This is a genomic window from Achromobacter kerstersii (assembly GCF_902859595.1).
In the GTDB taxonomy this organism is placed as follows: Bacteria; Pseudomonadota; Gammaproteobacteria; order Burkholderiales; family Burkholderiaceae_B; genus Achromobacter; species Achromobacter kerstersii.
In genome coordinates this window covers 39,032-61,452 of sequence record NZ_CADIJQ010000018.1, presented here as the reverse complement: position 1 = coordinate 61,452, position 22,421 = coordinate 39,032, and the positions used below count along the sequence as shown (strand labels likewise).

The following is a 22,421-nucleotide window of genomic DNA, read 5'->3' as shown; positions in this document are numbered from 1 at the left end:
CGTCATGCAAAAAGCACAGATCAACGAACTCGCCCGCCGCCTCGAAGATGCAGGGCGCATGAGCAACGCAGAGCGCACGGCACTGTTGCGCGACATCGAACGGTACGCGAAGAGCGATCTCTACGGCGCCGCGCGTCTCTGCAAGGACCATCTTCACAAGGACGCGAACCTTCGTCTTCCCACGCCTGTCTTGGCTGCCGATCGTATCGGCAAGCACTTTGAAGAGCGCATCCGCGAAGCGCGTCGGCCCGTGGAGCTGTACGGCGAGCAGGACCGGCAAATCCGTCAGCCGGAAGATGGGCGCGAGTACAAGGGTCCGATAGTAGGCACAACGCCAAACTGCTTGATCCAGCGTGACAACGAAACGGGGGACCTCATCGTCCATGCCCGCAACACGCTGAACCGATCCTTTGAGATGAGCGGAAAGGAAGAGGCGCTCGCCATCAGCTACCCCTTCAAGGCGGTAGGCGGCGTGGGCCTGGTGCGCGACGCTGACCACGACAAGCAGGCGGGGATGGGGATGGACCATCAGCGTACGCACGAGTCGGCGCGCCAACGTGAAAGCAACCTCGAGATGGGACACGCCCGATGAACATCCGCTTCAGGCCTTTGGCCGTGGCGGTGCTGTCGGTCGCGCTTTGCGCGGCCGCAGCGCCTGCCTGGTCGCTTGACCGACCTGCAGCTTCGCCCAAGGATCAGCGAATCCGCTGGACGGACTATGACGCCGCCGACGTCATTCAGGTCGATACAACGCTTGGTGTGGCCACTCAAGTCCAACTGAACGATGATGAGGACTACGTGACGCACGCCTTTGGCGATTCGGCGGCGTACGACTTCCAGCAAGTGGGCAAGCACCTCTTGCTCAAGCCCATCGTCGAGCAAGCCGACACCAACCTCCTTTACATCACCACCAAGCGAAACTACTCGTTCCTGCTGAAGTATGAAAAGGCGCGTAAGAACGGCGGCGTCTTTCGCGTGGTACTGCGTTATCCCGAACTGGAGCAGGCAAAATCTGCGGCCCAGGAGGAGCGCGACCGCGTCCAGCGCGATCTGGCGACTGCCGACGTCGCGATCAACTGGCAGGCCTATTCGATGAGCGGCGACACCAGCCTGGCGCCGGTCGCCGCATGGGATGACGGCGCGCAGACATGGCTTCGGTTTGCTCCTGGCCAGGATCTGCCTGCGATCTATTTCGTAGACGCTGACGGCCAGGAAGTGATCGTGAACCGGCATATGGAGGACGAGCAGACCGTCGTGCTTCATCGGGTCGCTAAGCGCTGGCATTTGCGTATTGGAAACCAGGTCTTGGCCGTCCACAACGACGGGGCGCCCGTTACACGCAGTCTGGCCACCGGTACCGTCTCGCCGCAGGTCGAGCGCGTCATTCGTGAGGAAACTGCGCCATGAATCTCTTCAAAAGGCGAAAAAAACCCGGTCAAACCATAGACGCGGTGGCGGAGATCGAAGAGCACCAGGCGCAGATCGAGGGCCGCGGCCGCCCGGACCTGTCGGGTACTGCAAGGCCGATGCAACAGGGTGCGAAGGCCTTCATGTGGCTCATCACGTTGATGGCGTTGATGGTGATCGCCACGATGGGTTGGCGAGCATTCAATACGCCTGCCGCCGAAGAGGCCGCACCGGCGATGCAAGCCAAGATCGAGAACGTGCTTCCCGGTCTGAAGCTCCGACCCGATCCACCACCACCCCCGCCAGCCCCGCCAGAGCCGCCTGAATCGGGGCCCACGGTGCCCGGGCCGGAAGGCAAGACGGAGCAGAAAGGCACGCTTTCAAACCTGGCAGAGACCGTTGCTGTCGATGCTGTCACACAACGGCGCCTTAGCAGCGGGCTGCGAAACACCAAGGGAGAGGGGGACCAGTCCTCTGCTCAGCAAAGCTCATCCCAGCCGGAGCCTCGCGAAGCGGACAGCGGCCCGATGGCCGGCAAGCTCACCCCTATGAAGCTCTCCGCTTCTCGGGCTGGCCTGGTCGGCAATCGAGACATGTTGATCACGCAAGGATCAATGATCGATTGTGTGCAGGAAACCAAGCTCGTGACTGCGCAGGCGGGCATGCTCAGCTGCTTTGCGCCGCACGATATCCGCTCGACGAGCGGCCGCGTGGTGCTGATCGACAAGGGGACGCGATTCATCGGCTATCAGCAAGGTGTATTGGCACAAGGCCAGCCGCGTGTCGGCGTAGTGTGGTCACGTCTCGAAACTCCCAAGGGCGTCGTCATCCAGCTAGATTCTCCGGGCACGGGCCCCCTGGGTGAGGCAGGCTTGGATGGCTTCATCGACACGCACTTCGCTGAGCGATTCGGCGGAGCCATCATGGTCAGCTTGATCAGCGATTTGGGTACGTGGGCAACCTCGCGTGGCAGCAGCGACAACAGCCAGGTCCAGTTCAATACCACGGGCGAGGCGGCCACAAACGCAGTAACCACCGTGCTCGACAACACCATCAACATCCCGCCGACGCTTTACCGCAACCAGGGCGGCCGGCTGGGAATTTATGTCGCTCGAGATCTGGACTTCAGCTCGGTCTACACGCTCAGATCCGTCGCTCGGTAGCAGCGCGGTCGCGCGCCGCTACTGACGCCTCGCGCACAGACACCTCTTACTCGACCAAGCGCCTGGCCCCCTGACCATTCGGTCGCGGGTCCAGCGTTCATTGACTAGGCATCCCATGAAAGATTCCCGCAACACATCGCCCATCGACTCGGACGGCCGTGACACGGCGTTACGCCAGATGATGCGACCCATCTCCGGCTACATGGCAGATGACGCCGTCCGCGAGATCACCATTACGCGGCCCGGCGTGATCTTTACGCGCTCTCACGGGCAATGGCACGAGCGCCATGATCCGAAGCTGACGTTCAGCTTCCTGGAAGCGCTGGTGTCGGCTATGGCCAGCTATAACAACGTCAACTTCAGCCCCATCATGTCGCTGCTGCTGCCCGACGGTGAGCGCGCTCAGGTGGCCCAGCCGCCGGCCGTGATCGACGGCTCGCTTTCGATCAACATTCGCAAGCACAGCAGTGAGGTTAGGACGCTGGACGAGTACGAAGCGGACGGTGCTTTCGACAACTGGGTGAACGTCAGCGGCGCGGTGGCCAATATGGATGCGCTCTCGCCGCAAGATCTGGAACTGTTGGAAATCTTGGAAAGCCGGGACATGCTGACATTCTTGAAGAAGGCAGTCCTTTACTGCCGCAACATCATCATCTCCGGGAAGACCGGTTCGGGAAAAACAACGGTTGCGCGCAGCCTCATTGAGTGTGTGCCCACGACTGAGCGGTTGCTAACTATCGAAGACGTCCATGAGCTTTTCCTGCCCAACCATCCTAATCGTGTGCACATGATCTACGGGGCCGGCGCTGGCCGAATGTCTGCGACGGACTGCATCGCGGCGGCCATGCGGAGCTCACCTGATCGGATCTTCCTGTCTGAACTGCGCGGTCCGGAGGCATGGGATTACCTGAATGCGCTCAATACCGGCCACCCCGGATCGGTAACGACCACGCACGCCAACAATGCACGCGGCGCTTATGACCGTGTGGCGCTGCTGGTCAAGCAATCCGTCGCAGGGAATCAAATGGATCTCGACACCATTCGCCAGTACCTATTCTCGACGTTGGACATTTCCCTTTACTTCGCCAACTACAAACTGGTGGAGGTCTACTTCAATCCAGGGCGTGTCATATGACCAAAGGCGTTGACCTCCGGGTTCCATTCATATCGCCGGTAGGGCTGCCAGGTGTTCTGCGGCTCCGGCACGAATGCAGCAACGGAAAAACCGCACTTCTTTCCATGGAGTGCCGTGACATGCTTGGCGGGCCGACTGGATCCGCATCCCTTACCACTGCCGACATGCACCAACTTGTAGACGGATTGATGGAAGCGATCCACGCCATCGAACGCGAAGACCGGCTCTCAAGCTAACCCTCGCCAGAGCCCGTTTTTGGGCGCCTACCGCAGACGAGCACTGTTCAGCGCACGTTCTCTGTCCGGCCGTCCATGCACCCAAGTGCGTTTCAACGCTTTTTCCTTGTCCCTCCTCCTGCACCAAACGGCCCTCGCTAGCCGTGGAGAAAACCATGTTGAACAAGATCAAAAACCCCCTCATGTTCTGGCCAAGCCCAGCCGCGCTCGCATTGCTGCTCGTCTTCGCCGTGGGCACGGCCCTCGGCCTGCCGATGGTCGGCTTCGGAGCATGCGTGGCTAGTTTCGGCTTTATCTCGTACTTCGTCGCGGCGAACTATGACCGCCAGCTCGGAGTGCGCATTACGCAACCGCAACCTTGGGAATGGATAGTCCACGTAAATGGGGTCGAGGTCGGGACTATCCGCGATGTGGATTACGCCGCCATCCTGAGGAAAGTCCTACGCGACGACTACGTGGCAACCGCGCAGTTGGCTTCTTTCCTGAAATGGGCTATAGCCATTGCCGCAAAGACAATGATCTACGTGCCCGTGATGGTGTTCTGGACGCTCGCGCTCATCGCTGTTGCCTTGCCCGATGAACTCGTGCCGTTCTTGCAAAAATTGTCTGCCGAGTGGCACGCCCGTCCGTCTGACGGCGTGTTGCTGGGCAACATTATTGGCGTTATGGGTGTGTTTTCCGTTTTCTCTGCGTTCCTCACCACGCCAGCGCGCTCGCGGTGCTACACGCAAGCCGTCAACCTCTTGATACGCCAACATTTCGACACGCCTGCTGACGGAGATGTGTGGGTTTATCGGATGCCTGCGCGAGGGAATCATGCCAGCGGCATATGAGAAGTTACGGAAAGCGGTGCGTGGCAAAGCTACTCCCGGCAGCTTGAAAGGACCACTGCGGCCTCATACCGAGGCGCTCGCGCTCGATGTCATCGATTCGCGCGTCCGTGCGCTCGTGGCGGTGTTCAACGTCGACGGTGTCGTCTCATCAGTAAGCAGCTGCGAAGGGCATCGGCTGTGGTGCCTGCCGACGCGTCGAACGCCGTTCGTTATGTTCTGTACGGACGTCGCTCGCGCCGCGCGCCTTGCGGACAGAATCCTCTTGGACCACGGGCAGGGGTGCGAGCTGCAGCACTACTGGAGAATTGACGCGACGTTCAATGCTGACGGCGGCCTCGTCTTCTCACTTCACTGCCCGGACCAACGCTTCAACCGCAGAAAGCTGGACGCTGACATCTTGCGTCTCACGCAGTGGGTGCGGGACGTCTTTCAAAACCAGCCGGCCGAGCACGCTCGCAGTCTCGACTGAGCTCAAGGCGCCAGTCCTAGCGAGCGCCGCCGAATGCGGCCGGTGCGCGCTATGTCTTCTCTGTTTCCTATTCCCAGCGCGCCTCTACTCGGGGCCAGCGCCGCCGTCGGTCGACCATTCCACCGTCCCGACGCCATTTCCTCCCGGAGACTTCCATGACCCGAGCGAACCGCCAACGCGGCGCGCAGGAAGCACGCACCCGCATGGCATACAAGATCATGCAAAGCGTCTTCGAACGCTGCCGCGCCGAAGGCCTCAGCGCCGAACAAACCCACCAGGCCATCAAGGACGCCTACCCCTGGGGCGAGCGCCGTGCGTGGCCCTACAAGGCGTGGCTGATGGCCCGCCGCGAGTTCTATGAAGCACACGGCCTGCCCCTGCGGGCACGCCGCACCATCGCTGAATCACTGGAGACGGACTCGTGACCGGCACGCTGTACCAGCAAGACCCATTACCCGGTAATAACTCGCAGCAACGCAAGGGGCGAACATGAGCGTCGAAGCATCCAAATGGGCCAGAATGGCCGACGTCCAGAAATCCTCATCCAAGCTCGTGTTGCTGAACCTGGCACAGCTCGTTCGTTACGATGCCGACCACTGGACGGTTTTCGCATCGATCGACTACTTGGCCAAGGTCACGCATCTAAATCGCAAGACGGTCATCGAAGCCCTCGGCCGCCTTCGCGACTTGGGCGCGATCCAGGACACAGGGCGACGAGCGGGCGACAACCGTAGCAGCATCATTTATCGCTTGTGCCCGAATGCAGTCCCCCTGATCGACCTTGCGGCCTCTGGTGCCGTCGCCGGCGGCGAATCGCAGTCGACGCAGCAAGATCTCGCACTGCAGGACGGGCTTGAGCTTGAGGATGGGATTGTGCCGCTGGCAGCTCCGGAGGGCGACCGCGGGGCGAATGCCGGCCAAAGCGAGCCGTCAGAGCGGGATGGATCCGCGATCGACGAGTCGCTGTTTCCTCCCGAGGGCGACGCCTCGTCGCCGCACTGCGAGGGGACCGACGCGACATTCCTTCCCACGGGCGGATCAATCGATGCAGCGGGCGCTCGCGTCAGCGCTGAAGGCTCTCCTACTTCCGATGCCACACGGCATATGCCCGCCAGCAGAGCAGCGAAGGGGGGCAGGCGAAAAGGGCGACGACGCGAGCCTGATGGGCGCCCGGCCGGCGCCGGCCCCACCCGGCTTCCAGCAACCTGGACCCTGCCGGAGCGGTGGCGAAGTTGGACGCAGGAGCAGCGGCCGCTTTGGACGCAGGAGAAGATCGACGCCATGGCCGCCACCTTCAGCGCCTACATGCGGTCCAGGCCCGGAGAACTGGGCATGTCACCCGACTGGTTCGAGTCATGGCGGCTCTGGGTTTTCCGGGAACGCGACGCCGGAGAGACGGCGGGCATTGCCTGGCAGAACAGTTGGACCGGCATCGTGGCCACCGGCAAGAAGCTCGGCGTTGAGCAGGCTCCGAACGAGCCGCCGCCCCATTTCAAGGCGCGCGTATTCCTCGCCGCCGGACTCGTGCCGTCCCATTAAAAGTTGTCCACAGCCTGGACCCATATCGGGACCAGTCCCAGTTTTGGGCCTAGCCCGAAAAGTGTTTTTGCCCGTCCCAATTTGTTCGTTCGCCAGTACCGAAAACGGCTTTTTGCCAGTACCGAAAACGGTACCCAATAGGTATATATAGGTTTTATAGGTTTTAGAGAGAGTCGCGCGCGAGGCGCTGGCTCGTCGCGAACGCCGATCCGCCTACCCTCCGGTCGCTACGCTCCCTCCGCCCCGCCGCCTGCGGCGCCGGCCTGAACCCCTTAGCTTGAGTCCCCCTCCCCGCCGGCGCAATGCGCCGCCAGGCGGGGGAAAGGCATCCCCCCGGGCGTCGCGGGCCGTTGGCCTCGCCCCGCCCCGAGCGCCACGACCTCCCTGCTGAACACCGTCAACGCCACACCACCGCTGCGGCCCTCCGAAGCTGCGTCGGTGTCTGCCGTGCGGGGAGAAAAGGTCCGTCCCCTTCCCGGCGAATCCGCCGGGTGGGGATCGGCAGGCCCCAAAAGCGCGGGGGCTGCTGCCCCCCTGGCCGGCCGCCTGGCGGCGTCCGCGCTTCCGACCCCCCGGGGAACCGCAACGGTTCCCCCGCGCCCGCTCACGGGCGCGGCCCCCCCTCCTTCAACCCCAAGGTTCTCCAGCAGGAGGGACGCCACCGCCAGCGTCAACTTAACCCCACGACAGTGCGCGGCCTGGACCGTTTCGCACCATCACACACCCGAGGAAATCTCATGAAAATCTCCGACTGGAAAACCAAAGTCCAGGCGCTATTTCGCCCTGCCCGGCACGATCACGCGTCCGTTTCAAACGGCCCGCGTACCTTCGCCGCCAGCGCCGACCGCAAGCCGGTCGCGCACGGCGCCGGCCTTGAGCAATTCGTACATGCCCCCTCGCTCGAGGACGCCGTCGTCGATCCGCGCTACTTGTCGCCCGACCCGTATCACGACGACCTGGAACGCGCCGCGGCCGAGGCGCTCAAGCGCTGGGACGGAAAGTCCGTGCGCGACATCGACACGGAGCGCTTCTACGACCATTCGCATCTCGAGACGCACACGGCGCTGCAGGCCAGCGTGCCCGAGCAGGCGCGCGCGGAATTCTGGAACCCGGCGCCGAAAGAGCCGGCCTATCGTTCCAGCATCACCGTGCTTGCGGTCGACCAGCTGGGCGAGGCGCTCGTCAAGGAGTACGTGGTCGATAACTCTCGCAATGCCGAAGGGTGGTCCTATTCCGTCATGTCCGCCGACCGAGCCGCCCAACTCCTGAGAGATTACGGCGCGGCCGCAGATCTGAAGCTCGACGTTGCAGATGACCTTTGGGACGGCTCGCTTCCCGTACAGCCCGCAGAGATTGGCGCGACCTATCGCGGACAGATCGTCTCGATCCATGGCGATATCGCGTGTCAGATTGTTGGTGATGAGATCGCAATTGAACACAGGATCGGCACGCTGGCCATTTCCGACCCCCAGCAATACGTGGGCAAGGACGTGGAGATCAGCTACCCGTGCGGAAAGGTCGGCCTGGTGCGCCAGGTCGACACCATGGCGATGGCAACGACCGCTTTGGAAAAGGCCGGCGCGGAGAAAACTTCAGCCGCCCTCGAGCGGTAGAGAAGTATGCCGAAATCAGACGGTGAAGCTACTCACTATGGAAAAGAAACACTCGTCACAGGACGGCGTTCAGCCCACCACAGTTCAGCAGCTAAACGACCTTCGCGTTGCTGATTCGCAAGCGCGACTTCGGACGCTTCTCCCTCTCATCGACGATTTGAGGCGACAAGGCGTTTCCCATTCCGGGATCCTCGAAGTACTTAGCCGCGCCGGAGTCACGTTGAAGCCCGCGTCGCTACGGCAGGCGCTGCACCGTTGGCGCCGGCGCCAACAACAGCCGTCACAACCATCCAGGGTTGCGACGGTCGGCAGCGCGTCTGCTGTTCCAGAAGTTCCGGTCGCTGCGTCACCTCAAACGCCAACCAGCAGCATTCAAAGCAAAGCCGACCTGGTTCGACTTCGCAATGCTTCAGATCCCATTGACCTCAACGAACTGGCCGAAATCGGCCGAAGAAAATAGGCATCACCCATGAAAATCGCAACCGTCAATTATTCCGGCTCCGTCGGCAAAACCGTCACGACGAGCCACCTGCTGGCACCCCGTATTCCGGACGCCGAGATTATCGCAGTTGAGTCGACCAACGAAAGCGCGGCCGATCTCGGCCTGGATGTCGAACAAATGCGTGGCGGGCAGTTCGGCCGTCTCTTTCGCAAGCTGCTTATGGCAGAAGCTGCCATCGTCGACGTCGGCGCCTCCAACATCGAGGACTTTCTGGCCGAGTTGGTGAAGTATGACCAGGCGCATCTCGAGATCGACTACTACGTCCTGCCCGTGGTCGCCTCGGGCAAAGCGCAACGCGAGACGATCAAGACGATCCAGGCTCTCTCCGAGATGGGCGTACCGGCCGAACGCGTGCGGGTGCTCTTCAATCGCGTCGACTCCGACGTCCGTGAGGAGTTTGCCGCCATTTTCGGATACGCGCACCAGTCCGGCGACTTTCGGGCGAATCCGGAAGCAGTGATCTTTGAGAACGAGGTATTCGATCTGCTGGCCAACAAGCGCACCACGATCAAGGAGATCCTCGCCGACCCGCGCGACTACCGGCACGAGCTGCGCCAAGCTGATCGTGACGATGTGAAGCTCGTCAGCCACCTCAGCGACATGCATGCCCTGCAGTCGCTTGCGCGTCCGGTTGACCGGCAGCTGGACAAGGCGTTCGGCGCTCTCTTCCTCTAGGAGGCTCTGTGACCGCCACACCGCCCGAAAGCCCCGCCACTTCGTCCGGCATCCCCCGCAGCAGGATGGAACTTCTGTACCGCGACATGTTGCAGGAAAGCGCGCAGCTCGTCGTTCTGATCGAGCAGCTGACCGTCCGGCAACAAGAAATCGCGGAAACGATGCAGGCAGTTCCGGCCATGGTGCGTCAAGCTGGCTTGGACGCGGCTGCGCACGCGAGCGGCAACGCGGCGCGTGCTCTGCTAGAAGCAAGCCGGACGCTCGGAAAATCGGCCACAGACGCCCGTATCGCAACGCGCGTTGCAACTCGAGCATTGCCCGCGGCCGCGTGGCGAGCTGGCGTGCTTTGCGGCGTATGCGCGCTCGTCGGAAGCGGGATCGGCGGCGCGTTGGTGGCCCTCGCTCTTCGCCAGTAGCCCTCGCAGGCCCAATCTCCAAGGCGCTCCGGGGCGCCTTAATCATCTTCCAAAAGGACTTTCATGGCACCCGACATACGCCGGCGAATCATCAAATTCGTCCTCTTATTCCTGCCCCTTTCTGCCTGGCTTCTCACTGCCAAGATCATGTCAGGCATTCCGCTATCGCACGTTACCTGGCTAGTCCTGTCGCATTGGGTCATATCGACGCCGGACTACCCCGCTCTGATCGCGGCGCCGAGCATCGGCTTCGTTCTTGCCCTGGCACTCTCGCTCACGCTCAAAAAATACTCGACCAAAGAGGGCTTTGACGGCGCGGGGTACAAGAAGCACATACGCGGCACCGAAGTAGTTCCGGTAAAAAAGCTCGCTCAACTGTGCACCGAAAAAGGGAAGGCACAGATCGACGTCGCAGGCATCCCAATGCCAACCGGTATCGAAAACTTGCACCTTCTCCTGAACGGTGCGACCGGCAGTGGTAAATCGGTCCTACTGCGTGCGCTAGCCTTCTCTGCACTGAAGCGCGGAAACCGGTGCGTCATCGTCGATCCAAACGGGGACCTTTACAGCAAATTCGGACGGGCCGAGGACGTCTTACTCAATCCATACGACGCCCGTACGGAGGGCTGGTCCTTCTTCAACGAGATCCGCGCGGACTTTGACTGGAAGCGGCTTGCGCTCTCCATCGTACCCCTCGGGAAGGACGCTAATGCAGAGGAATGGAACGAATATGGTCGCCTGCTTTTGCGCGAAACTGCGCGCAAGCTGCATTCGCTAGGCACGCCCTCTGTGGAAGAGCTGTTTCGCTGGTGCACCATAGCATCGGACAACGACCTCCGAACCTTCCTCTCCGGGACCCTTGCTGAATCGCTGTTTGCCGGATCCGCCGAGGCGAGCAAGGCGCTTACGAGCTCTCGATTCGTGTTGTCCAAGTACCTTGCCGAGCACGTAAGTGTGCCGCAAGGTAAGTTCAGCATCCGTGACTGGATGGACACTGGCACGGGCAGTCTGTTTATCACGTGGCGCGAAGACATGATGGAGGCCCTTAAACCGCTCGTGTCTGCGTGGGTGGACGTCTTCTTGTCGGCGGTGCTTTCTCTGCCCGAAGATCTTCAAAGACGGTGGTGGACTTACCTGGATGAAATCCCGTCGTTGGAAAAGCTCGCCTCGATCCAAGACGGTTTGACCAAGGGCCGCAAGCAGGGACTAGGAGTGGTGGCCGGTCTGCAGGCGGTGTCCCAGCTTAGGGACATCTACGGTGCAGATAAAGCGCAGACCCTTCGCGCTAGTTTCCGCTCTCTCGTGGTGCTTGGTGGGTCGAAGACCGATCCAGAAACGGCCGAAGAGATGTCGAAGGCCCTGGGAGAGCACGAAGTGGCGCGGCCGGAGTATACCGACAGCCGTAATCCCGGCAGTTCGCGCAACACCAGCGAACGCATGGTTCGCTCTACCGAACGAGTGGTGACGCCTGCGCAAATCCAGTCGCTGCCCGATCTAACCGGCTGGGTCGCCTTCGCTGGTGATCGGCCGATTGCCAAGTTCGTTCTACAACCAATGACCTTCGCAGTACGAAATGCCCCGTTTGTAGAGGCGAAGCGCGCCGGAGCCCACAGGATGGCAAAGTCGCCAGCTGACGACCCCCAATCATGGTCGCCGGTGGATCTGCCCGAAGATCCGACCATGGCCGCATAACCATTTCACGCCGGACCGTCACCTTGCATGGCGGTCTGCGCGTACTGGAAATCTAATGATCTCTTTGAAATCGATCCATCGGAGCGCTGCCACAAAGGCCTCGCATTACTACGCCGACCAGAAGGACGATTACTACAGCCGCGACGGGACCGCCGCCCAGTGGCAAGGCAAGGCGGCTGACGCGCTCGGATTGACCGGCGCCATTCAGCAGGAGGAATTTCTGCGCGCGCTGCGCGGTGACTTCGGCCCTGACGTCAAACTATCGCGTTCTATCAGGTTGGATGCTGAGGCACGTGCGGCACTGGATATGACATTCTCTCCGCCTAAGAGCGTCAGCATCCAGGCGCTGGCCGGCAAGGATCCGTCAGTCATCGAGGCCCACGACTACGCGGTGAGCAAGGCGCTGGAATTTCTGGAACACGAGCTACTGCGCGCGCGCCAGACGGAGCAGGGAATAACGACTACGGAGCGAACGGGCAATGCTGTTATCGCGAAGTTTCGGCACGAGACGGCCAGGCCCACCGATGGCGCTTATTCGGATCCCCAGCTGCACACCCACGCACTGTTGATGAACCTCACCCAACGCGCCGATGGGCGCTGGGTCGCAATATCGAACGACGAAATTTATCGATTGAAGTCCATGATGGAATCGGTGTATCACGCGGAGCTGGCCAGCAGCCTGGAGAAGTCCGGCCATCAGATCCGCTATGAGGGCAAGAGCTTCGAACTCGCGCATATCTCTCGGGACCACATCGAAGGGTTCTCCAAGCGTTCGCAGGACATCAATGCTGAACTGGCGGCATTGGGTGAAACCCGCGAATCTGCGAGCAGAGCCCTCAAGCAAACTATCGCCCTCAAAACTCGCCTGGACAAGGCCCCCGAAATTTCTCGCGAAGAACTTCAGCGTGACTGGGAACGACAGGCGACTGAACTCGGCATTGATTTCAATGGAGAAAAGCAACCACTGGAAAAGGAAGCCGGATTGGAAGGCGGCAAGCCACCCCGGCAGGAATTGACGCCGGAGGCGGCTGCTCTGATTGCGGACGAATGTCTCCGGTGGGCGATCAAGCACCACACCGAACGCGAATCCGTGATAGATGGAAAGGAGATGCTGAAGACCGCGCTGCGCCGTTCGCACGGCATGGGCATAAAGCTGGGCGACCTCAAATCGGCCGTCAAGCGCTCACTTGATAAAGGCCATCTGATCCTTGGGACGATTCAATACCGGCACGCGAAGGATAAAGACGGCGCCGGCGAATCACGGTCGGACTTGGTCACCGCCCTCGTCGTCGGTGGGATGAGCAAAAAACATGCGGAAGAAAGAATCCGCATTTCCATTGCTCGAGGTGAGCTTGTTCCGACCGGCGCAAGGTACACCACACAGGTGGCTCGGGAGCGCGAAAAGCGAATCCTCCAGATCGAGCGCGAGGGGCGTGACCAGGTGGCGCCAATCTTGGATATTCGAGCAGCCCAAGGCGCTATGGCGGGCCGCTCGCTTAAGCCAGGCCAGTTGGCGGCCGCCAATCTGATCCTCAGCACGCCACACCGGTTCATCGGCGTCCAAGGCCTGGCCGGGACCGGCAAGTCGCACATGCTGGCCCAGGTCAAGGAGGCCGCTGAAGCAGCTGGCTTCAAGGTCCAGGCCGTGGCGTCCTACGGCAAGCAGATCGAGGCATTGCGGGAACTCGGAATGGAATCCAGGACCGTAGCATCCGTTCTGGAGGCACGTCAGAAGGACCGCTTCAAACTCGACCCGAAAACCGTCCTTGTCATCGATGAGGCGGGCGTGGTCCCTGCCCGCCTCATGGAACGCCTGATGAAAATGGCCGAGGCCGACGACGCACGCGTCGTCATGCTGGGCGACACGGGCCAAACCAAGGCCATCGAGGCTGGCCGCCCGTTTCACCAGTTGCAGGTAGCTGGCATGGCTACGGCCCTAATGGGCGACATCATTCGCCAGAAGTCCCCCGAATTGAAGGCTGCGGTGGAACTAGCGGCAAAGGGTCAGGCGTCGGCCTCCCTTGGCGTGTTAGATCAGAAGCTGAAAGCGGTGCACACCATCAAGGACGACGGCGAACGATATGACGCCATAGCGACGCGATACGCAACGCTGAACGACGATGAGCGGCGGGAGACCCTTATCGTGACCGGCACGAACGATTCGCGGAATGCGTTGAACGAGGCTACTCACCAGGCGCTCGGACTGGGCGGCCGCGGCTTTGAGTTCAAGATGCTCACCCGGCGTGACACTACGCAGGCAGAACGGCGTGTGGCGAAGTACTTCATCGCTGGGGATATTGTGCAGCCGGAGCGGGACTACAGAACCGGGAATTTGCGGCAGGGCGAGATGTACCGCGTCATTGGCGCGCTTGCCGGAAAGCCCAATGACCTAGTCGTTGAGCATATGGAAAGTAAGGTCCGGACCACCTTCAATCCTGCTCGCGCCGCCAAGTTGTCAGTCTACGAACCGGTCAAGGCAGAATTATCCGCCGGCGATTGGGTTCGGGCGACGAGACACAACGCGGCTCTCGATCTGGCCAACGGTGATCGGTTTGAAGTGCTCGCGGTCACGCCCACAACGGTCACCATCGGCGGCAACGGCCGACGAATCACGATGAACGCGGCAACGGCGCCGCTGCATTTAGATCGGGCCTACGCGTCCACGAGCCACAGCGCGCAGGGACTGACGTGCGATCGCGCGCTGATCAACTCTGAGAGTTTCAGCCGCACCACGCAGCGCGACGTCTACTACGTGGCGATTTCCCGGGCACGCTTTCACACGGAAATCTACACCGAGAACGCCGCAAAGCTGTCCGGTGCCGTGAACCGGCTGGAGGAGAAAACGGCAGCGCTGGACATCGGCTTGGAATCTACCCGTCCCTGGCGTCCGCACAAGGCGCCGGCAGACATGGAACACCACTCGAAATAGGATGAACAATGCAATCTAGTCAAACGCCGTTCTTCACGCTAACTGGCAAGGGAAGCTTTGTCCACATCGAAAGTACCAACCGGGACGGAGCCACTGGCGAAATCAGGCTCGCGCAGAGGCATGCTGCCTGGCTGTTTCATCGCCTGGGCTATTGCAAGCCGGCGTCATACTCGCGCTGGCTCGCCAGCGAAGATGTAGAAGAAATCGGAGTGATGCTCTTTCGCATAGATGGGCACGACCATGAGCATCGTGGGCGCCTGCGTGTCGAGGTCGGACGGCATCCCTCAAGTGGGAGCTTAGTCTTAGGGCAACCCGAACAGGAACAAGAACAACTACACGCACTTCTGCAATTGGGCGACCAGGTCATGCACTTGTTCGAGATATCCCAGCCAGACGAAACAACGCGGGCGCGCACTGCCGAGCGAGCGCAAACACTGCTCCGGCAAGCTAAAGGCCTCACCTTTCTACCGCCGGAAGGCTACTGCTATCGCTGCGAGCAGGACGTCACCCTGGACGTTACAGACGCCACCGGCATGACCGGCTGCCCGAAATGTCACGTGTCCTGGTGCGACTAGCGTCCGAGTACGAGTGCAGCCCATATGCTTGTCGACAAGCTGTCACGTTGCGTAGACAACGTGTAGACGTGGCGTCACAACGTGTAGACAAGCCGTCACAACGTGTAGACACGGCGTCACAACGTGTAGACAAGGCGTCACAAGGCGGGCAGTTGGAGCGCGAGAGTCCGCAAAATCAGACGTTTGTATACAGTGAGGATGCAAGCGCCAGCCTGCGTTTGCGCGGGTTTATGTTTTGAGGCGCTTTTCGTTGTCGGACAAAAGAAAACAGCCCGCCGCAAGGAAAACCCAAAAGAATCAAAGAGATGACCCCACCCGGAGGGTGCGTCCTGTGTGGTGGCTTTAAGGGACCCGCCGCCGCCCTGGCGGCGGGGGCCTTAAGGGCACCTGTGAGCGTCCGGGGGACGCTCACGAAGTCCGCAGGACGGCCCCGCCGGCGCAGCCGGTGGGAAAGGCCGCCCCATACCAAACCCGTTGGTACATCCAAAGCAAAAGGCCGCCCTAGGGCGGCCTTTTGCTTTGGCGGATGGTTTATGTCAGTGCGCTGCTGCCGTTGAGGCCAAGGGCCGAACAGGCGGCTGCTCATGCTGTAGCGCTTGCCACAAGTCATAGTTGGCCTGCATTGCGACCCAAGCCTGGGCAGTACTGGCCCCAGCATGCTCCAGCCGGACAGCCAGATCCGGGCTGATACCAGCCTTGCCATTGAGCACCCGGGAAAGTGCCACCCGCGACATGGCCAGCCGGTCAGCAGCCTCGGTCACAGATAGCCCCAAGGGGGCAATTACATCCTCCCGGAGAATTTCACCCGGATGCGGAGGGTTGTGCATCATGATTGGCTCCTAGTGGTAGTCCTGATAATCGACCAGTTCAGCACCGGCCTCGGTAAAGCGAAATGTCACGCGCCAGTTGCCGTTGACCCAGACTGACCAATGCTCGGCCAGACCGCCCTTGAGCGAATGCAACTTAAAGCCCGGGATATTCATATCCTGCGGTCCCTTCGCCACATCGAGCAGGGCCAGGATGCGGCCCAGCTTGTTGACGTGTGCCGCCTGAATTCCTCGGGTTGAACCGGTGCGGTAGAAGGTCTCAAGACCTTTGTGGCGAAATCCGATGATCATGCGCTATTGTATCCCGTAACGATACACGATGCAATGGGGCGGCGCGCAAAATTGGCGTGCTGCCCCTTCCCTTCCCTAACGGTGGCTTACTCTCCCGCTGCCGCCTCCTGCGAAATCGGCTCCGGGTTCGACAGCAAAGGCTTCACGCGCATCAATTCCGGCACCCATCCCTTCCCATCGAGCAACTGCTCGGCAGCGGTCGCTGCCTGGGCCTTCTTCATCGCCAACAGCGGCTTGGCCTGCTCCGCACCGACCGCGTCGGTAACGACAGCCGCGATTCGGTCCTTGGACACGTGGGCGAGGTAGGACTGCGCCGTGGGCTTCCACCATTTGCTCATGTCCAACCCAACCAGTTCGCCCAGGCGGTCCAGGTGCCGTGGTTCCGCCCCATAGGAATGGCTTTGGCGGCGGTAAATCGAAATGCTGGTCAGCACGGCGAGCAACTCGATGAGGTCCGCCTGGGGCTGCGCCAGCAGCCAGGGAAGCACCGCCCCGTCATCTTCCGGCACGTTCTTGGTGACGGCTTCAATCTGCTCGTGAACCCGCGCCCAAGCTGGGCTGTCCTTGATGTCCGCGTCCGTATTCGCAAGCTCATGATGCGCAGGCCGCAATGAGAGGTCGAACGAGTCACCGGAACCGCTGCGCTGACTCCCGTCGAAGTCGCCCAGCATCTGCTCAATGAGCAGGCAAAGCGCCAAGTTCGGACGGGCGATGATTTCGGCTTGCAGGGCGATCACGCGCTGGGCCTGGAGCCGATTTGTCAGCGCTTCGGAATGTACGGGGCGGGTTTCGACGGGCGGCAAGTCAGCATTCAAAACCTGCTCACCGGCTCCTGCCGTACTGCGCAGGATCTGCGCCACCGTCTCGCGTTCGTCCTTGCGGATCAGTCCGCGTGTGGCGGTCAGCCCGCCTTCGTAATCGAGGTGCAGGACCGCGCCGCTCAAAGCCTTGAGTTCGATTGGATAGTCGAACAATTCAGTACGAATGGTCCGAATCTCGCCCTCGTATCCGCGAATCAACGCCCGAACTTTATCGAGGTCGGATTCGTCGTAGCCTTCAACGGCGCGCAAGCCATCCAGCTTTTCCTGTGCGGTGGACACCTTTTTTTCCAGCGCTTCAATCTGCTTGGCCTGGGCCTTGCTCGGGTCCAGGTGGGCGCGTTGGATTTCCCCGAATTGCTTCTTGTCGTCGTATGCGAAAGACACCCGGCATTCCACCCACAGCCAGCCCTCGGTCGATATCGCCTTGAAAAGCTTGGACCGTTGCATCTTCGCCAGGGCCATCGTTCGGGCCATATCCGGATCAGCCAGATAAGTATCGTTCTCGAACAGGTCGCGGCGCACTTCTCCGCCCGCCTTCTCATACGCAGCAACTGTCACGTAACGGGCAACGGCCGAGTCACCCAGCATTTCCGTTTCAGCCAGGAGGTTGCGGATATGAACGTCGCGGTTCCAGTGTTCCGACTGCGCCGCCTTCCATGCCGCTTCCTGGCGGGCGTGGTCCGAAACCGACGCCAACGCCTGCATATCGGCAACTTCAATCTTGCCATCGCGGAATAGCTGCATGAGCTTGGGCGAAACAGCGCCGAGAGCCAGCAGCTTTTTTACGGCGGATTCCGTTGCGCCGTGCGCGGCCGCGATGGCTTCGATGGTCCAGTTTTTCTCCGCGCGCATACGGGCATACGATTCATACACGTCTGCCGGGTGCATAGCCTTGCGGGCGATGTTTTCGATCAGGCTGGCGTGGTGGGCGTATTCGGCCGGAATCACGAGGCACGAAACGCTGTAGTCTGCCGGGAACACGGCGTCTTCGATCAACAGCCCCAGCGCTGCCCAGCGCCGACCGCCCGCGCAGACTTCGTAGAAGCCATCGGCGCACGCAACGACCACGAGGTTTTGCAACAGCCCGCCCATGGCCTTGATCGTGGCCTTCAGTTCCGAAAGTTCAGGATCTTTCTTCGGATCCAGCGGACGACGAGCCTGATAGCTTTCGCTCAGGCGCAGTTGGGAATGCGGGATCTCCGTGCGGGTGCTTGCGGCGTGAATGGCGGCGAGTTCTTTGGAGTCGATCTTCATGGTGTGTGCTCTTGCTTCGATTTATCGGAATTAGTGCAGCTGTGCAGTGACCGGCGCGTCCTGCATCGCGGCGATGAGGGTGGCAAGGTCGCGCACCGTCATCGCCGGAAGGCGGTAGGAAAGGCCCAGCACGTGGGCGCGGCGCATGTCGTTCGCCAATCTGATAAAGTCGTGGTTCATCACGGTTCTCCTTCGAAGGGTGGGTCGAGGTGCAAGCCCCTGTCGGTTGCCGCCGATCAGGGGCTTTTTCGTTTAATAGCCAAGCCACTCCAGCAGCACGTGGCCGCGATACAGCGGGTGATTGCCGCAGTCGGCAAAGAACTCTTGAGCGTTCAATTGATGCCTACCGATTTCTTCCATGACCTGGATGCGCGTCACCACGGCTTCGTCCGCCGATTCCCTATCGCGCAGGCCCCGGGCCGAAACCGGCCCGAGATCGAATAGGTCCGCGAGCAGTTCGATCATGTCGGGCCTGTGGCCTTGCCATGTGACCAATTCGTTTTCGATGGCGACGGCCAAGACTGGCGCGGTGTCATAGCCTTTTGCCGCGAGCGCTTGAGCAAAGTCGGCAGCGCTGCGTTCGGTGAAGTCGATGCCGCGCGCGGCAAGATCATCCTTGGAAAGCTCGCACTGGACGCAAGCCAGGTGGGTGTACAGAACGACGTCGCAAGACATGGCGGATTTCCTTGTTTAACTAGACTTCGGTTGAACCGATCCAGGACGTTCCCAGGAACGCATCGCAGCCGATCACGGCCGATTCAGGTTGCACAGCGCAAAGCCCCTCATGTGTCCAGCCGTGTGCCGGGGCCTGCTGGACGTGCAGGGTCGTCCCATCCAGGCCGCGCAGGAGCAAAGGCTGGTGGCGCAGTGCGGTCAGAATGTCCGGCTCGCCTTCCATCTGGTCCGTTACGTACTTGATAAGCATCTGGGTTCCCCTCTCAGCCGTGATGCGGGCAAGGATTGCCAGAACCATCGTTGCAACCCGAACACGCGGCCATCACTACGGACTCTTCTGCTGCGTCCCAGCCGTCCACCCATGCGCTTGCCAGTTCGGCAACATCGGTCAGCAGCGGCGGTACGTCGTCGGAGTCACGGCCACGGGTGAAGTCTTGGCGGCCTTGAACGTGAGCCAGCATTTGCGCGTAACCAAGGTCCATGAAACGGCTGTCTTCATCGAACATCCCTGCTGCTTTGGTGTGAGCAACGCGGGCGTCCAGGCCGCGAAGGAATACCACTGCGGGCTTCGGCATTGCGATTGTCTGAACAGTGTTTGCCATGGCTATTTCCTTTACATTCAAGAGCGTTTTTGGAGCGCTGACCGATCCTGAAGAAGTCGTCCGAGCGTAGGTTTGTTGGATTTGGTTGTTCATGGTCTTTCCCTCCGCGTTATTCGCATCCGTTCCTGTGAGGCCTGTCCGTGCCGTCCGTGGCCACGTAGTGACGACTGGAAAGGGCCGGAGCAGAGGCCGCATGCGGAGCGCAGCCGAAGGCGAGCACCGAACGGGTGAGCACCGGACCCCTTGGAGGGAGGAGCGCAGTGGTACGGTCGGCGTTTTAGGACAGGGGTCGCGGGAATGGATGCATTGCGAGAGCCAGGGCGGCGACACCAAAGCCAGGCGCGCGCCGAGCGCCCCTACCCGCGCGCAGCGCGGGTCAACCTGGCCGCAGGGCGGCTGGCAAGCGCCAGCGCGCAGCGCCGGCAGGCGCGAAGGCGTGAGCCGACCGTAGGGAGGGTAGGACTGAAGCCCCGCAAGGGGGTGAGACTGGCCATTTGGCCAGGCTCAACGCGAAGCGCGATGGCCCGACCCGTAGGCGCAGCCGGAGGGGCACGCCCAACGGGGAGTCGTGATCAGAAGATCAATGCTGAGATCCGGACGCCGGCGGCATCGAGACACTCAGCAGATCCAGAGCCTTATTTGCCCTATCCCGTGCGTCGTCGATGATTTGATTTTGCCGAACGATGTACTTGTACAGCGCTTTGGGGCTGTTTTCGGCTTCGACCAAACCTTGGTCGTTGATGATCTCGGTGCACATCTCGACACACTCGTCGCAGATCGTGAGCGCCTTCTTGCCGGGAGGATTTTCTCGGGCGATCAGCTTGTGGACTTCGTCCTGAGACTTATCGCAAAATGAGCAATGCAGCACGGTCGGCTGCTTTTTTCGCCGAGGGCTCTTTTTATTGTTTTCGTCCATTGGGCGCAGGGTCCGCGTCAACGCGTCGCTAGGTCAGAGTAGGTGCGAAATCTAGCACAAGCCCCAACAGCCCGGATGGGTGTTTTTCCTAGTTGTATCCCAATTTCGTACCGGTATTTTTGGCCCGAATTGCGCCCGGCAGTTCTTTGAACAGGGAGAGTCACGGTGGATGGAACCATGATTATCAACGGTGTCCGTGCAGCCTACAGGACGATTCAAACGCCGAATGGAAAAGGGGTGATAGCGGAAGTGAAGTACGCCGACAACGGACAGTGGGAGTGCGTCGGCGGGCTTCATACGGTGTTTGCTGACGACGCCTCTGCCCGCCGTGCGATACAGAACCATGTCTCCGCTGACTGGTCGAAGAGAACGAACCAAAATCGGTGAAGGTAGGCGGACCGCGCCGGCCTTTTCGCGCCGTCCTGTCGCCGTTGCGGATAGCCAGGCCGCCAGGCCTGGCTAATGCCGTTCAGCCGTTTCGGTGATGGTCCACCATGCCGGCCAAATATGCCGCCTGCAATGCCCTCCAAAGATCCCACACCGGTATTTCGCGATAGTCCTTCGAGCGGATCCTTTGAAGTTCCAGACATTCAATGTCCAATATCTCCAGGGCGATATTCTGGATGGCCAGTTCCGCGGCGTCGGATAGTTGCGGCATTGCCATGGGTGGTGACTCCGTGTTCAGCTGGCCCAGCACCTTGCTGGCCAGCTCGTTGAGGTTGATTTTCGACTGGGCAATAGCTTGCACCTCGTCCAGAGGCAGGGACTCGAGGAAATGCGCCATGCGCCGCTCGCTTTCCCGCGCCGCCAGCGCCGGCCAGGCGCCGCAGGCAGCGATCGCGGACAAGCCGGCCAGGTTGTTGCCTCCGTAGCCTTGCAGGTATGCAATTAGCCCACGCTTCATTTCGCTTTCATCCCGGCTCATGCTGCAATCCTTTCTTGGTTGGCCAGCGCCAGGCGCTGCACGGCGGCGTCGTGATACTTCGGGTCCATTTCGATCCCGTAGAAGCGCCGGCCGGTCTGGCGGGCGGCCACGCACGTCGAGCCGGAGCCTGCGAACGGGTCTAGAACTATGTCGCGCGGGCGGCTGAAGGTTTCGATCAGCGGCGCCAAGCATTCGACTGGTTTTTGGGTCGGATGATGGCGATTGCCGGTGTACTTCCACGGCATCACGTCGGGCAATGGCGTGGCCGGCACGGCTGGCTGGCCCTTGGCCAGCAGATAGGCCGACTCGTGCTGGTACGCCAAGAACCGCGCCTTGGATTGGTATTGCTTGGCGAATACCATGTGGCCGACGACACGAAAGCCCGCCGCGCGCCAGGCGGCGAAGAAGCGATCGACACGGTTCCAGCCGTAGAACGAAATGCAAAACGCATCGTCGCGAAGCACTCGGAACATTTGTGCGAACGCCGGCGTCATCCATTCGTCGGTGCGATCGTTGGCAATGCTCCGGCCGGAGCGGTCCACGTAGTTAACGAGGTACGGCGGATCGGTCAACACCAGGTCGACGCAACGATCCGGCAAGGTGGGAAGAACGGACAGGCAATCGCCCAGGACAACACGGCTCATGGTTGGCTCCTTGCGTGCAGCAATGTCAGCCGATCTGCATTGCACTGCACGGGGCAGGCGGGCGCAGCCCACGAAAGCGCGGTCAAGGGACGTGGAATAAATAGCGAACGTAGTGAGCGGTTTATGCCGCGAAAGCCCTTGAAGATGGGGCCGCGGCTACAAAGCCGCGCGCAGCGGCCCTAGCGTCCGTGCGGGAGTGGGATGCGACTGTATGCTCCGTGCAGTGCTTGTGGCTCTACATGGTCCGCAATTGGCGCGTGGCTAGCGCGCCAGGCCCCGAGA

General features: G+C 61.0%; 26 protein-coding genes. 16 read left to right on the top strand and 10 right to left on the bottom strand.

Translation table 11 applies throughout. From position 1 onward, the window contains the following. Positions 1–4: 4 nt before the first annotated feature. From HV765_RS30365 to HV765_RS30295, 15 genes are all read left to right on the top strand, one after another. A complete protein-coding gene (locus tag HV765_RS30365; RefSeq protein ID WP_175171966.1) occupies positions 5–592 on the top strand; it encodes a hypothetical protein in 588 nt (195 codons plus the stop codon). Beyond that, positions 589–1,407, top strand: a complete 819-nt coding sequence (locus tag HV765_RS30360; RefSeq protein WP_175171964.1) for a TrbG/VirB9 family P-type conjugative transfer protein — start codon at positions 589–591, stop codon at positions 1,405–1,407. The genes HV765_RS30365 and HV765_RS30360 overlap by 4 nt, the downstream gene beginning before the upstream one ends. After that, entirely contained in the window at positions 1,404–2,570 is a 1,167-nt protein-coding gene (virB10, locus tag HV765_RS30355) for a type IV secretion system protein VirB10 (protein ID WP_175171962.1), read from the top strand. The genes HV765_RS30360 and virB10 overlap by 4 nt, the downstream gene beginning before the upstream one ends. Before the next feature lie 115 nt (positions 2,571–2,685). Then, positions 2,686–3,705: a P-type DNA transfer ATPase VirB11 gene (gene virB11 / locus HV765_RS30350; RefSeq protein WP_175171961.1), complete on the top strand. Its 1,020-nt coding sequence runs from the start codon at positions 2,686–2,688 to the stop codon at positions 3,703–3,705. A gap of 391 nt (positions 3,706–4,096) precedes the next feature. Further along, positions 4,097–4,774 carry a hypothetical protein gene (locus tag HV765_RS30345; RefSeq protein WP_175171959.1) on the top strand — a complete coding sequence of 226 codons (678 nt, stop codon included), beginning with the start codon at positions 4,097–4,099 and terminating at the stop codon, positions 4,772–4,774. Further along, positions 4,758–5,243, top strand: coding sequence for a hypothetical protein (locus tag HV765_RS30340; RefSeq protein ID WP_217483406.1), 486 nt, complete (start codon positions 4,758–4,760; stop codon positions 5,241–5,243). Before HV765_RS30345 ends, HV765_RS30340 begins: the two co-directional genes overlap by 17 nt. Before the next feature lie 155 nt (positions 5,244–5,398). Next, a complete protein-coding gene (locus HV765_RS30335) occupies positions 5,399–5,668 on the top strand; it encodes a hypothetical protein (RefSeq protein ID WP_046804256.1) in 270 nt (89 codons plus the stop codon). A gap of 64 nt (positions 5,669–5,732) precedes the next feature. Further along, complete coding sequence (locus HV765_RS30330; protein ID WP_175171956.1) at positions 5,733–6,782, top strand: helix-turn-helix domain-containing protein; 1,050 nt, start codon at positions 5,733–5,735, stop codon at positions 6,780–6,782. 737 nt (positions 6,783–7,519) lie between these two features. Then, on the top strand, positions 7,520–8,395 hold the full coding sequence (locus tag HV765_RS30325; RefSeq protein WP_175171955.1) for a KfrB domain-containing protein: 876 nt from the start codon (positions 7,520–7,522) through the stop codon (positions 8,393–8,395). A 37-nt stretch (positions 8,396–8,432) separates the two neighbouring features. Further along, complete coding sequence (locus HV765_RS30320) at positions 8,433–8,855, top strand: hypothetical protein (RefSeq protein WP_175171953.1); 423 nt, start codon at positions 8,433–8,435, stop codon at positions 8,853–8,855. 9 nt (positions 8,856–8,864) lie between these two features. After that, a complete protein-coding gene (gene stbB, locus HV765_RS30315) occupies positions 8,865–9,572 on the top strand; it encodes a StbB family protein (protein WP_083036994.1) in 708 nt (235 codons plus the stop codon). Positions 9,573–9,637: 65 nt separating this feature from the next. After that, a complete protein-coding gene (locus HV765_RS30310; RefSeq protein ID WP_175171951.1) occupies positions 9,638–9,988 on the top strand; it encodes a hypothetical protein in 351 nt (116 codons plus the stop codon). A gap of 63 nt (positions 9,989–10,051) precedes the next feature. Further along, positions 10,052–11,680 carry a type IV secretion system DNA-binding domain-containing protein gene (locus HV765_RS30305; protein WP_175171949.1) on the top strand — a complete coding sequence of 543 codons (1,629 nt, stop codon included), beginning with the start codon at positions 10,052–10,054 and terminating at the stop codon, positions 11,678–11,680. A 55-nt stretch (positions 11,681–11,735) separates the two neighbouring features. Continuing rightward, the gene (mobF, locus tag HV765_RS30300) at positions 11,736–14,609 is read left to right on the top strand and encodes a MobF family relaxase (RefSeq protein ID WP_175171947.1); all 2,874 of its coding nucleotides are present in this window, start codon (positions 11,736–11,738) and stop codon (positions 14,607–14,609) included. Positions 14,610–14,617: 8 nt separating this feature from the next. Then, entirely contained in the window at positions 14,618–15,184 is a 567-nt protein-coding gene (locus HV765_RS30295) for a hypothetical protein (RefSeq protein WP_175171945.1), read from the top strand. Positions 15,185–15,720: 536 nt separating this feature from the next. Here the strand turns inward: HV765_RS30295 and HV765_RS30290 are convergent. From HV765_RS30290 to HV765_RS30255, 8 genes are all read right to left on the bottom strand, one after another. Beyond that, entirely contained in the window at positions 15,721–16,011 is a 291-nt protein-coding gene (locus tag HV765_RS30290; protein WP_198158204.1) for a HigA family addiction module antitoxin, read from the bottom strand. A gap of 12 nt (positions 16,012–16,023) precedes the next feature. Continuing rightward, positions 16,024–16,302, bottom strand: a complete 279-nt coding sequence (locus HV765_RS30285) for a type II toxin-antitoxin system RelE/ParE family toxin (protein WP_175171943.1) — start codon at positions 16,300–16,302, stop codon at positions 16,024–16,026. Between the two features lie 86 nt (positions 16,303–16,388). After that, the gene (locus HV765_RS30280) at positions 16,389–18,377 is read right to left on the bottom strand and encodes a ParB/RepB/Spo0J family partition protein (protein ID WP_175171941.1); all 1,989 of its coding nucleotides are present in this window, start codon (positions 18,375–18,377) and stop codon (positions 16,389–16,391) included. A 30-nt stretch (positions 18,378–18,407) separates the two neighbouring features. After that, complete coding sequence (locus HV765_RS30275; RefSeq protein WP_164741215.1) at positions 18,408–18,557, bottom strand: hypothetical protein; 150 nt, start codon at positions 18,555–18,557, stop codon at positions 18,408–18,410. Positions 18,558–18,629: 72 nt separating this feature from the next. Further along, on the bottom strand, positions 18,630–19,052 hold the full coding sequence (locus HV765_RS30270) for a thioredoxin domain-containing protein (protein ID WP_175171940.1): 423 nt from the start codon (positions 19,050–19,052) through the stop codon (positions 18,630–18,632). Positions 19,053–19,071: 19 nt separating this feature from the next. Beyond that, positions 19,072–19,302, bottom strand: coding sequence for a hypothetical protein (locus HV765_RS30265; protein ID WP_175171938.1), 231 nt, complete (start codon positions 19,300–19,302; stop codon positions 19,072–19,074). 13 nt (positions 19,303–19,315) lie between these two features. After that, complete coding sequence (locus HV765_RS30260) at positions 19,316–19,747, bottom strand: hypothetical protein (RefSeq protein WP_175171937.1); 432 nt, start codon at positions 19,745–19,747, stop codon at positions 19,316–19,318. Between the two features lie 487 nt (positions 19,748–20,234). Next, positions 20,235–20,570, bottom strand: a complete 336-nt coding sequence (locus HV765_RS30255; protein WP_175171935.1) for a ClpX C4-type zinc finger protein — start codon at positions 20,568–20,570, stop codon at positions 20,235–20,237. A 177-nt stretch (positions 20,571–20,747) separates the two neighbouring features. On the opposite strand from HV765_RS30255, the gene HV765_RS30250 reads away from it, so the two are divergent. Beyond that, positions 20,748–20,957 carry a hypothetical protein gene (locus tag HV765_RS30250; protein ID WP_175171934.1) on the top strand — a complete coding sequence of 70 codons (210 nt, stop codon included), beginning with the start codon at positions 20,748–20,750 and terminating at the stop codon, positions 20,955–20,957. Positions 20,958–21,039: 82 nt separating this feature from the next. On the opposite strand, the gene HV765_RS32005 is transcribed toward HV765_RS30250, so the two are convergent. Together HV765_RS32005 and HV765_RS30240 are read right to left on the bottom strand one after the other, a co-directional pair. Next, complete coding sequence (locus HV765_RS32005) at positions 21,040–21,495, bottom strand: DUF6900 domain-containing protein (protein WP_254600785.1); 456 nt, start codon at positions 21,493–21,495, stop codon at positions 21,040–21,042. Next, positions 21,492–22,139, bottom strand: coding sequence for a DNA methyltransferase (locus tag HV765_RS30240; RefSeq protein ID WP_175171932.1), 648 nt, complete (start codon positions 22,137–22,139; stop codon positions 21,492–21,494). Before HV765_RS30240 ends, HV765_RS32005 begins: the two co-directional genes overlap by 4 nt. Positions 22,140–22,421 lie beyond the last annotated feature (282 nt).

What these genes read in the sequence shown, in the direction of transcription:
- HV765_RS30365 (WP_175171966.1), top strand. Translation starts at nt 5, where the DNA reads ATGCAAAAAGCACAGATCAACGAACTCGCCCGCCGCCTCGAAGATGCA.
- HV765_RS30360 (WP_175171964.1), top strand. Translation starts at nt 589, where the DNA reads ATGAACATCCGCTTCAGGCCTTTGGCCGTGGCGGTGCTGTCGGTCGCG.
- virB10 (WP_175171962.1), top strand. Translation starts at nt 1,404, where the DNA reads ATGAATCTCTTCAAAAGGCGAAAAAAACCCGGTCAAACCATAGACGCG.
- virB11 (WP_175171961.1), top strand. Translation starts at nt 2,686, where the DNA reads ATGAAAGATTCCCGCAACACATCGCCCATCGACTCGGACGGCCGTGAC.
- HV765_RS30345 (WP_175171959.1), top strand. Translation starts at nt 4,097, where the DNA reads ATGTTGAACAAGATCAAAAACCCCCTCATGTTCTGGCCAAGCCCAGCC.
- HV765_RS30340 (WP_217483406.1), top strand. Translation starts at nt 4,758, where the DNA reads ATGCCAGCGGCATATGAGAAGTTACGGAAAGCGGTGCGTGGCAAAGCT.
- HV765_RS30335 (WP_046804256.1), top strand. Translation starts at nt 5,399, where the DNA reads ATGACCCGAGCGAACCGCCAACGCGGCGCGCAGGAAGCACGCACCCGC.
- HV765_RS30330 (WP_175171956.1), top strand. Translation starts at nt 5,733, where the DNA reads ATGAGCGTCGAAGCATCCAAATGGGCCAGAATGGCCGACGTCCAGAAA.
- HV765_RS30325 (WP_175171955.1), top strand. Translation starts at nt 7,520, where the DNA reads ATGAAAATCTCCGACTGGAAAACCAAAGTCCAGGCGCTATTTCGCCCT.
- HV765_RS30320 (WP_175171953.1), top strand. Translation starts at nt 8,433, where the DNA reads ATGGAAAAGAAACACTCGTCACAGGACGGCGTTCAGCCCACCACAGTT.
- stbB (WP_083036994.1), top strand. Translation starts at nt 8,865, where the DNA reads ATGAAAATCGCAACCGTCAATTATTCCGGCTCCGTCGGCAAAACCGTC.
- HV765_RS30310 (WP_175171951.1), top strand. Translation starts at nt 9,638, where the DNA reads ATGGAACTTCTGTACCGCGACATGTTGCAGGAAAGCGCGCAGCTCGTC.
- HV765_RS30305 (WP_175171949.1), top strand. Translation starts at nt 10,052, where the DNA reads ATGGCACCCGACATACGCCGGCGAATCATCAAATTCGTCCTCTTATTC.
- mobF (WP_175171947.1), top strand. Translation starts at nt 11,736, where the DNA reads ATGATCTCTTTGAAATCGATCCATCGGAGCGCTGCCACAAAGGCCTCG.
- HV765_RS30295 (WP_175171945.1), top strand. Translation starts at nt 14,618, where the DNA reads ATGCAATCTAGTCAAACGCCGTTCTTCACGCTAACTGGCAAGGGAAGC.
- HV765_RS30290 (WP_198158204.1), bottom strand. Translation starts at nt 16,011, where the DNA reads ATGCACAACCCTCCGCATCCGGGTGAAATTCTCCGGGAGGATGTAATT.
- HV765_RS30285 (WP_175171943.1), bottom strand. Translation starts at nt 16,302, where the DNA reads ATGATCATCGGATTTCGCCACAAAGGTCTTGAGACCTTCTACCGCACC.
- HV765_RS30280 (WP_175171941.1), bottom strand. Translation starts at nt 18,377, where the DNA reads ATGAAGATCGACTCCAAAGAACTCGCCGCCATTCACGCCGCAAGCACC.
- HV765_RS30275 (WP_164741215.1), bottom strand. Translation starts at nt 18,557, where the DNA reads ATGAACCACGACTTTATCAGATTGGCGAACGACATGCGCCGCGCCCAC.
- HV765_RS30270 (WP_175171940.1), bottom strand. Translation starts at nt 19,052, where the DNA reads ATGTCTTGCGACGTCGTTCTGTACACCCACCTGGCTTGCGTCCAGTGC.
- HV765_RS30265 (WP_175171938.1), bottom strand. Translation starts at nt 19,302, where the DNA reads ATGCTTATCAAGTACGTAACGGACCAGATGGAAGGCGAGCCGGACATT.
- HV765_RS30260 (WP_175171937.1), bottom strand. Translation starts at nt 19,747, where the DNA reads ATGAACAACCAAATCCAACAAACCTACGCTCGGACGACTTCTTCAGGA.
- HV765_RS30255 (WP_175171935.1), bottom strand. Translation starts at nt 20,570, where the DNA reads ATGGACGAAAACAATAAAAAGAGCCCTCGGCGAAAAAAGCAGCCGACC.
- HV765_RS30250 (WP_175171934.1), top strand. Translation starts at nt 20,748, where the DNA reads ATGATTATCAACGGTGTCCGTGCAGCCTACAGGACGATTCAAACGCCG.
- HV765_RS32005 (WP_254600785.1), bottom strand. Translation starts at nt 21,495, where the DNA reads ATGAGCCGGGATGAAAGCGAAATGAAGCGTGGGCTAATTGCATACCTG.
- HV765_RS30240 (WP_175171932.1), bottom strand. Translation starts at nt 22,139, where the DNA reads ATGAGCCGTGTTGTCCTGGGCGATTGCCTGTCCGTTCTTCCCACCTTG.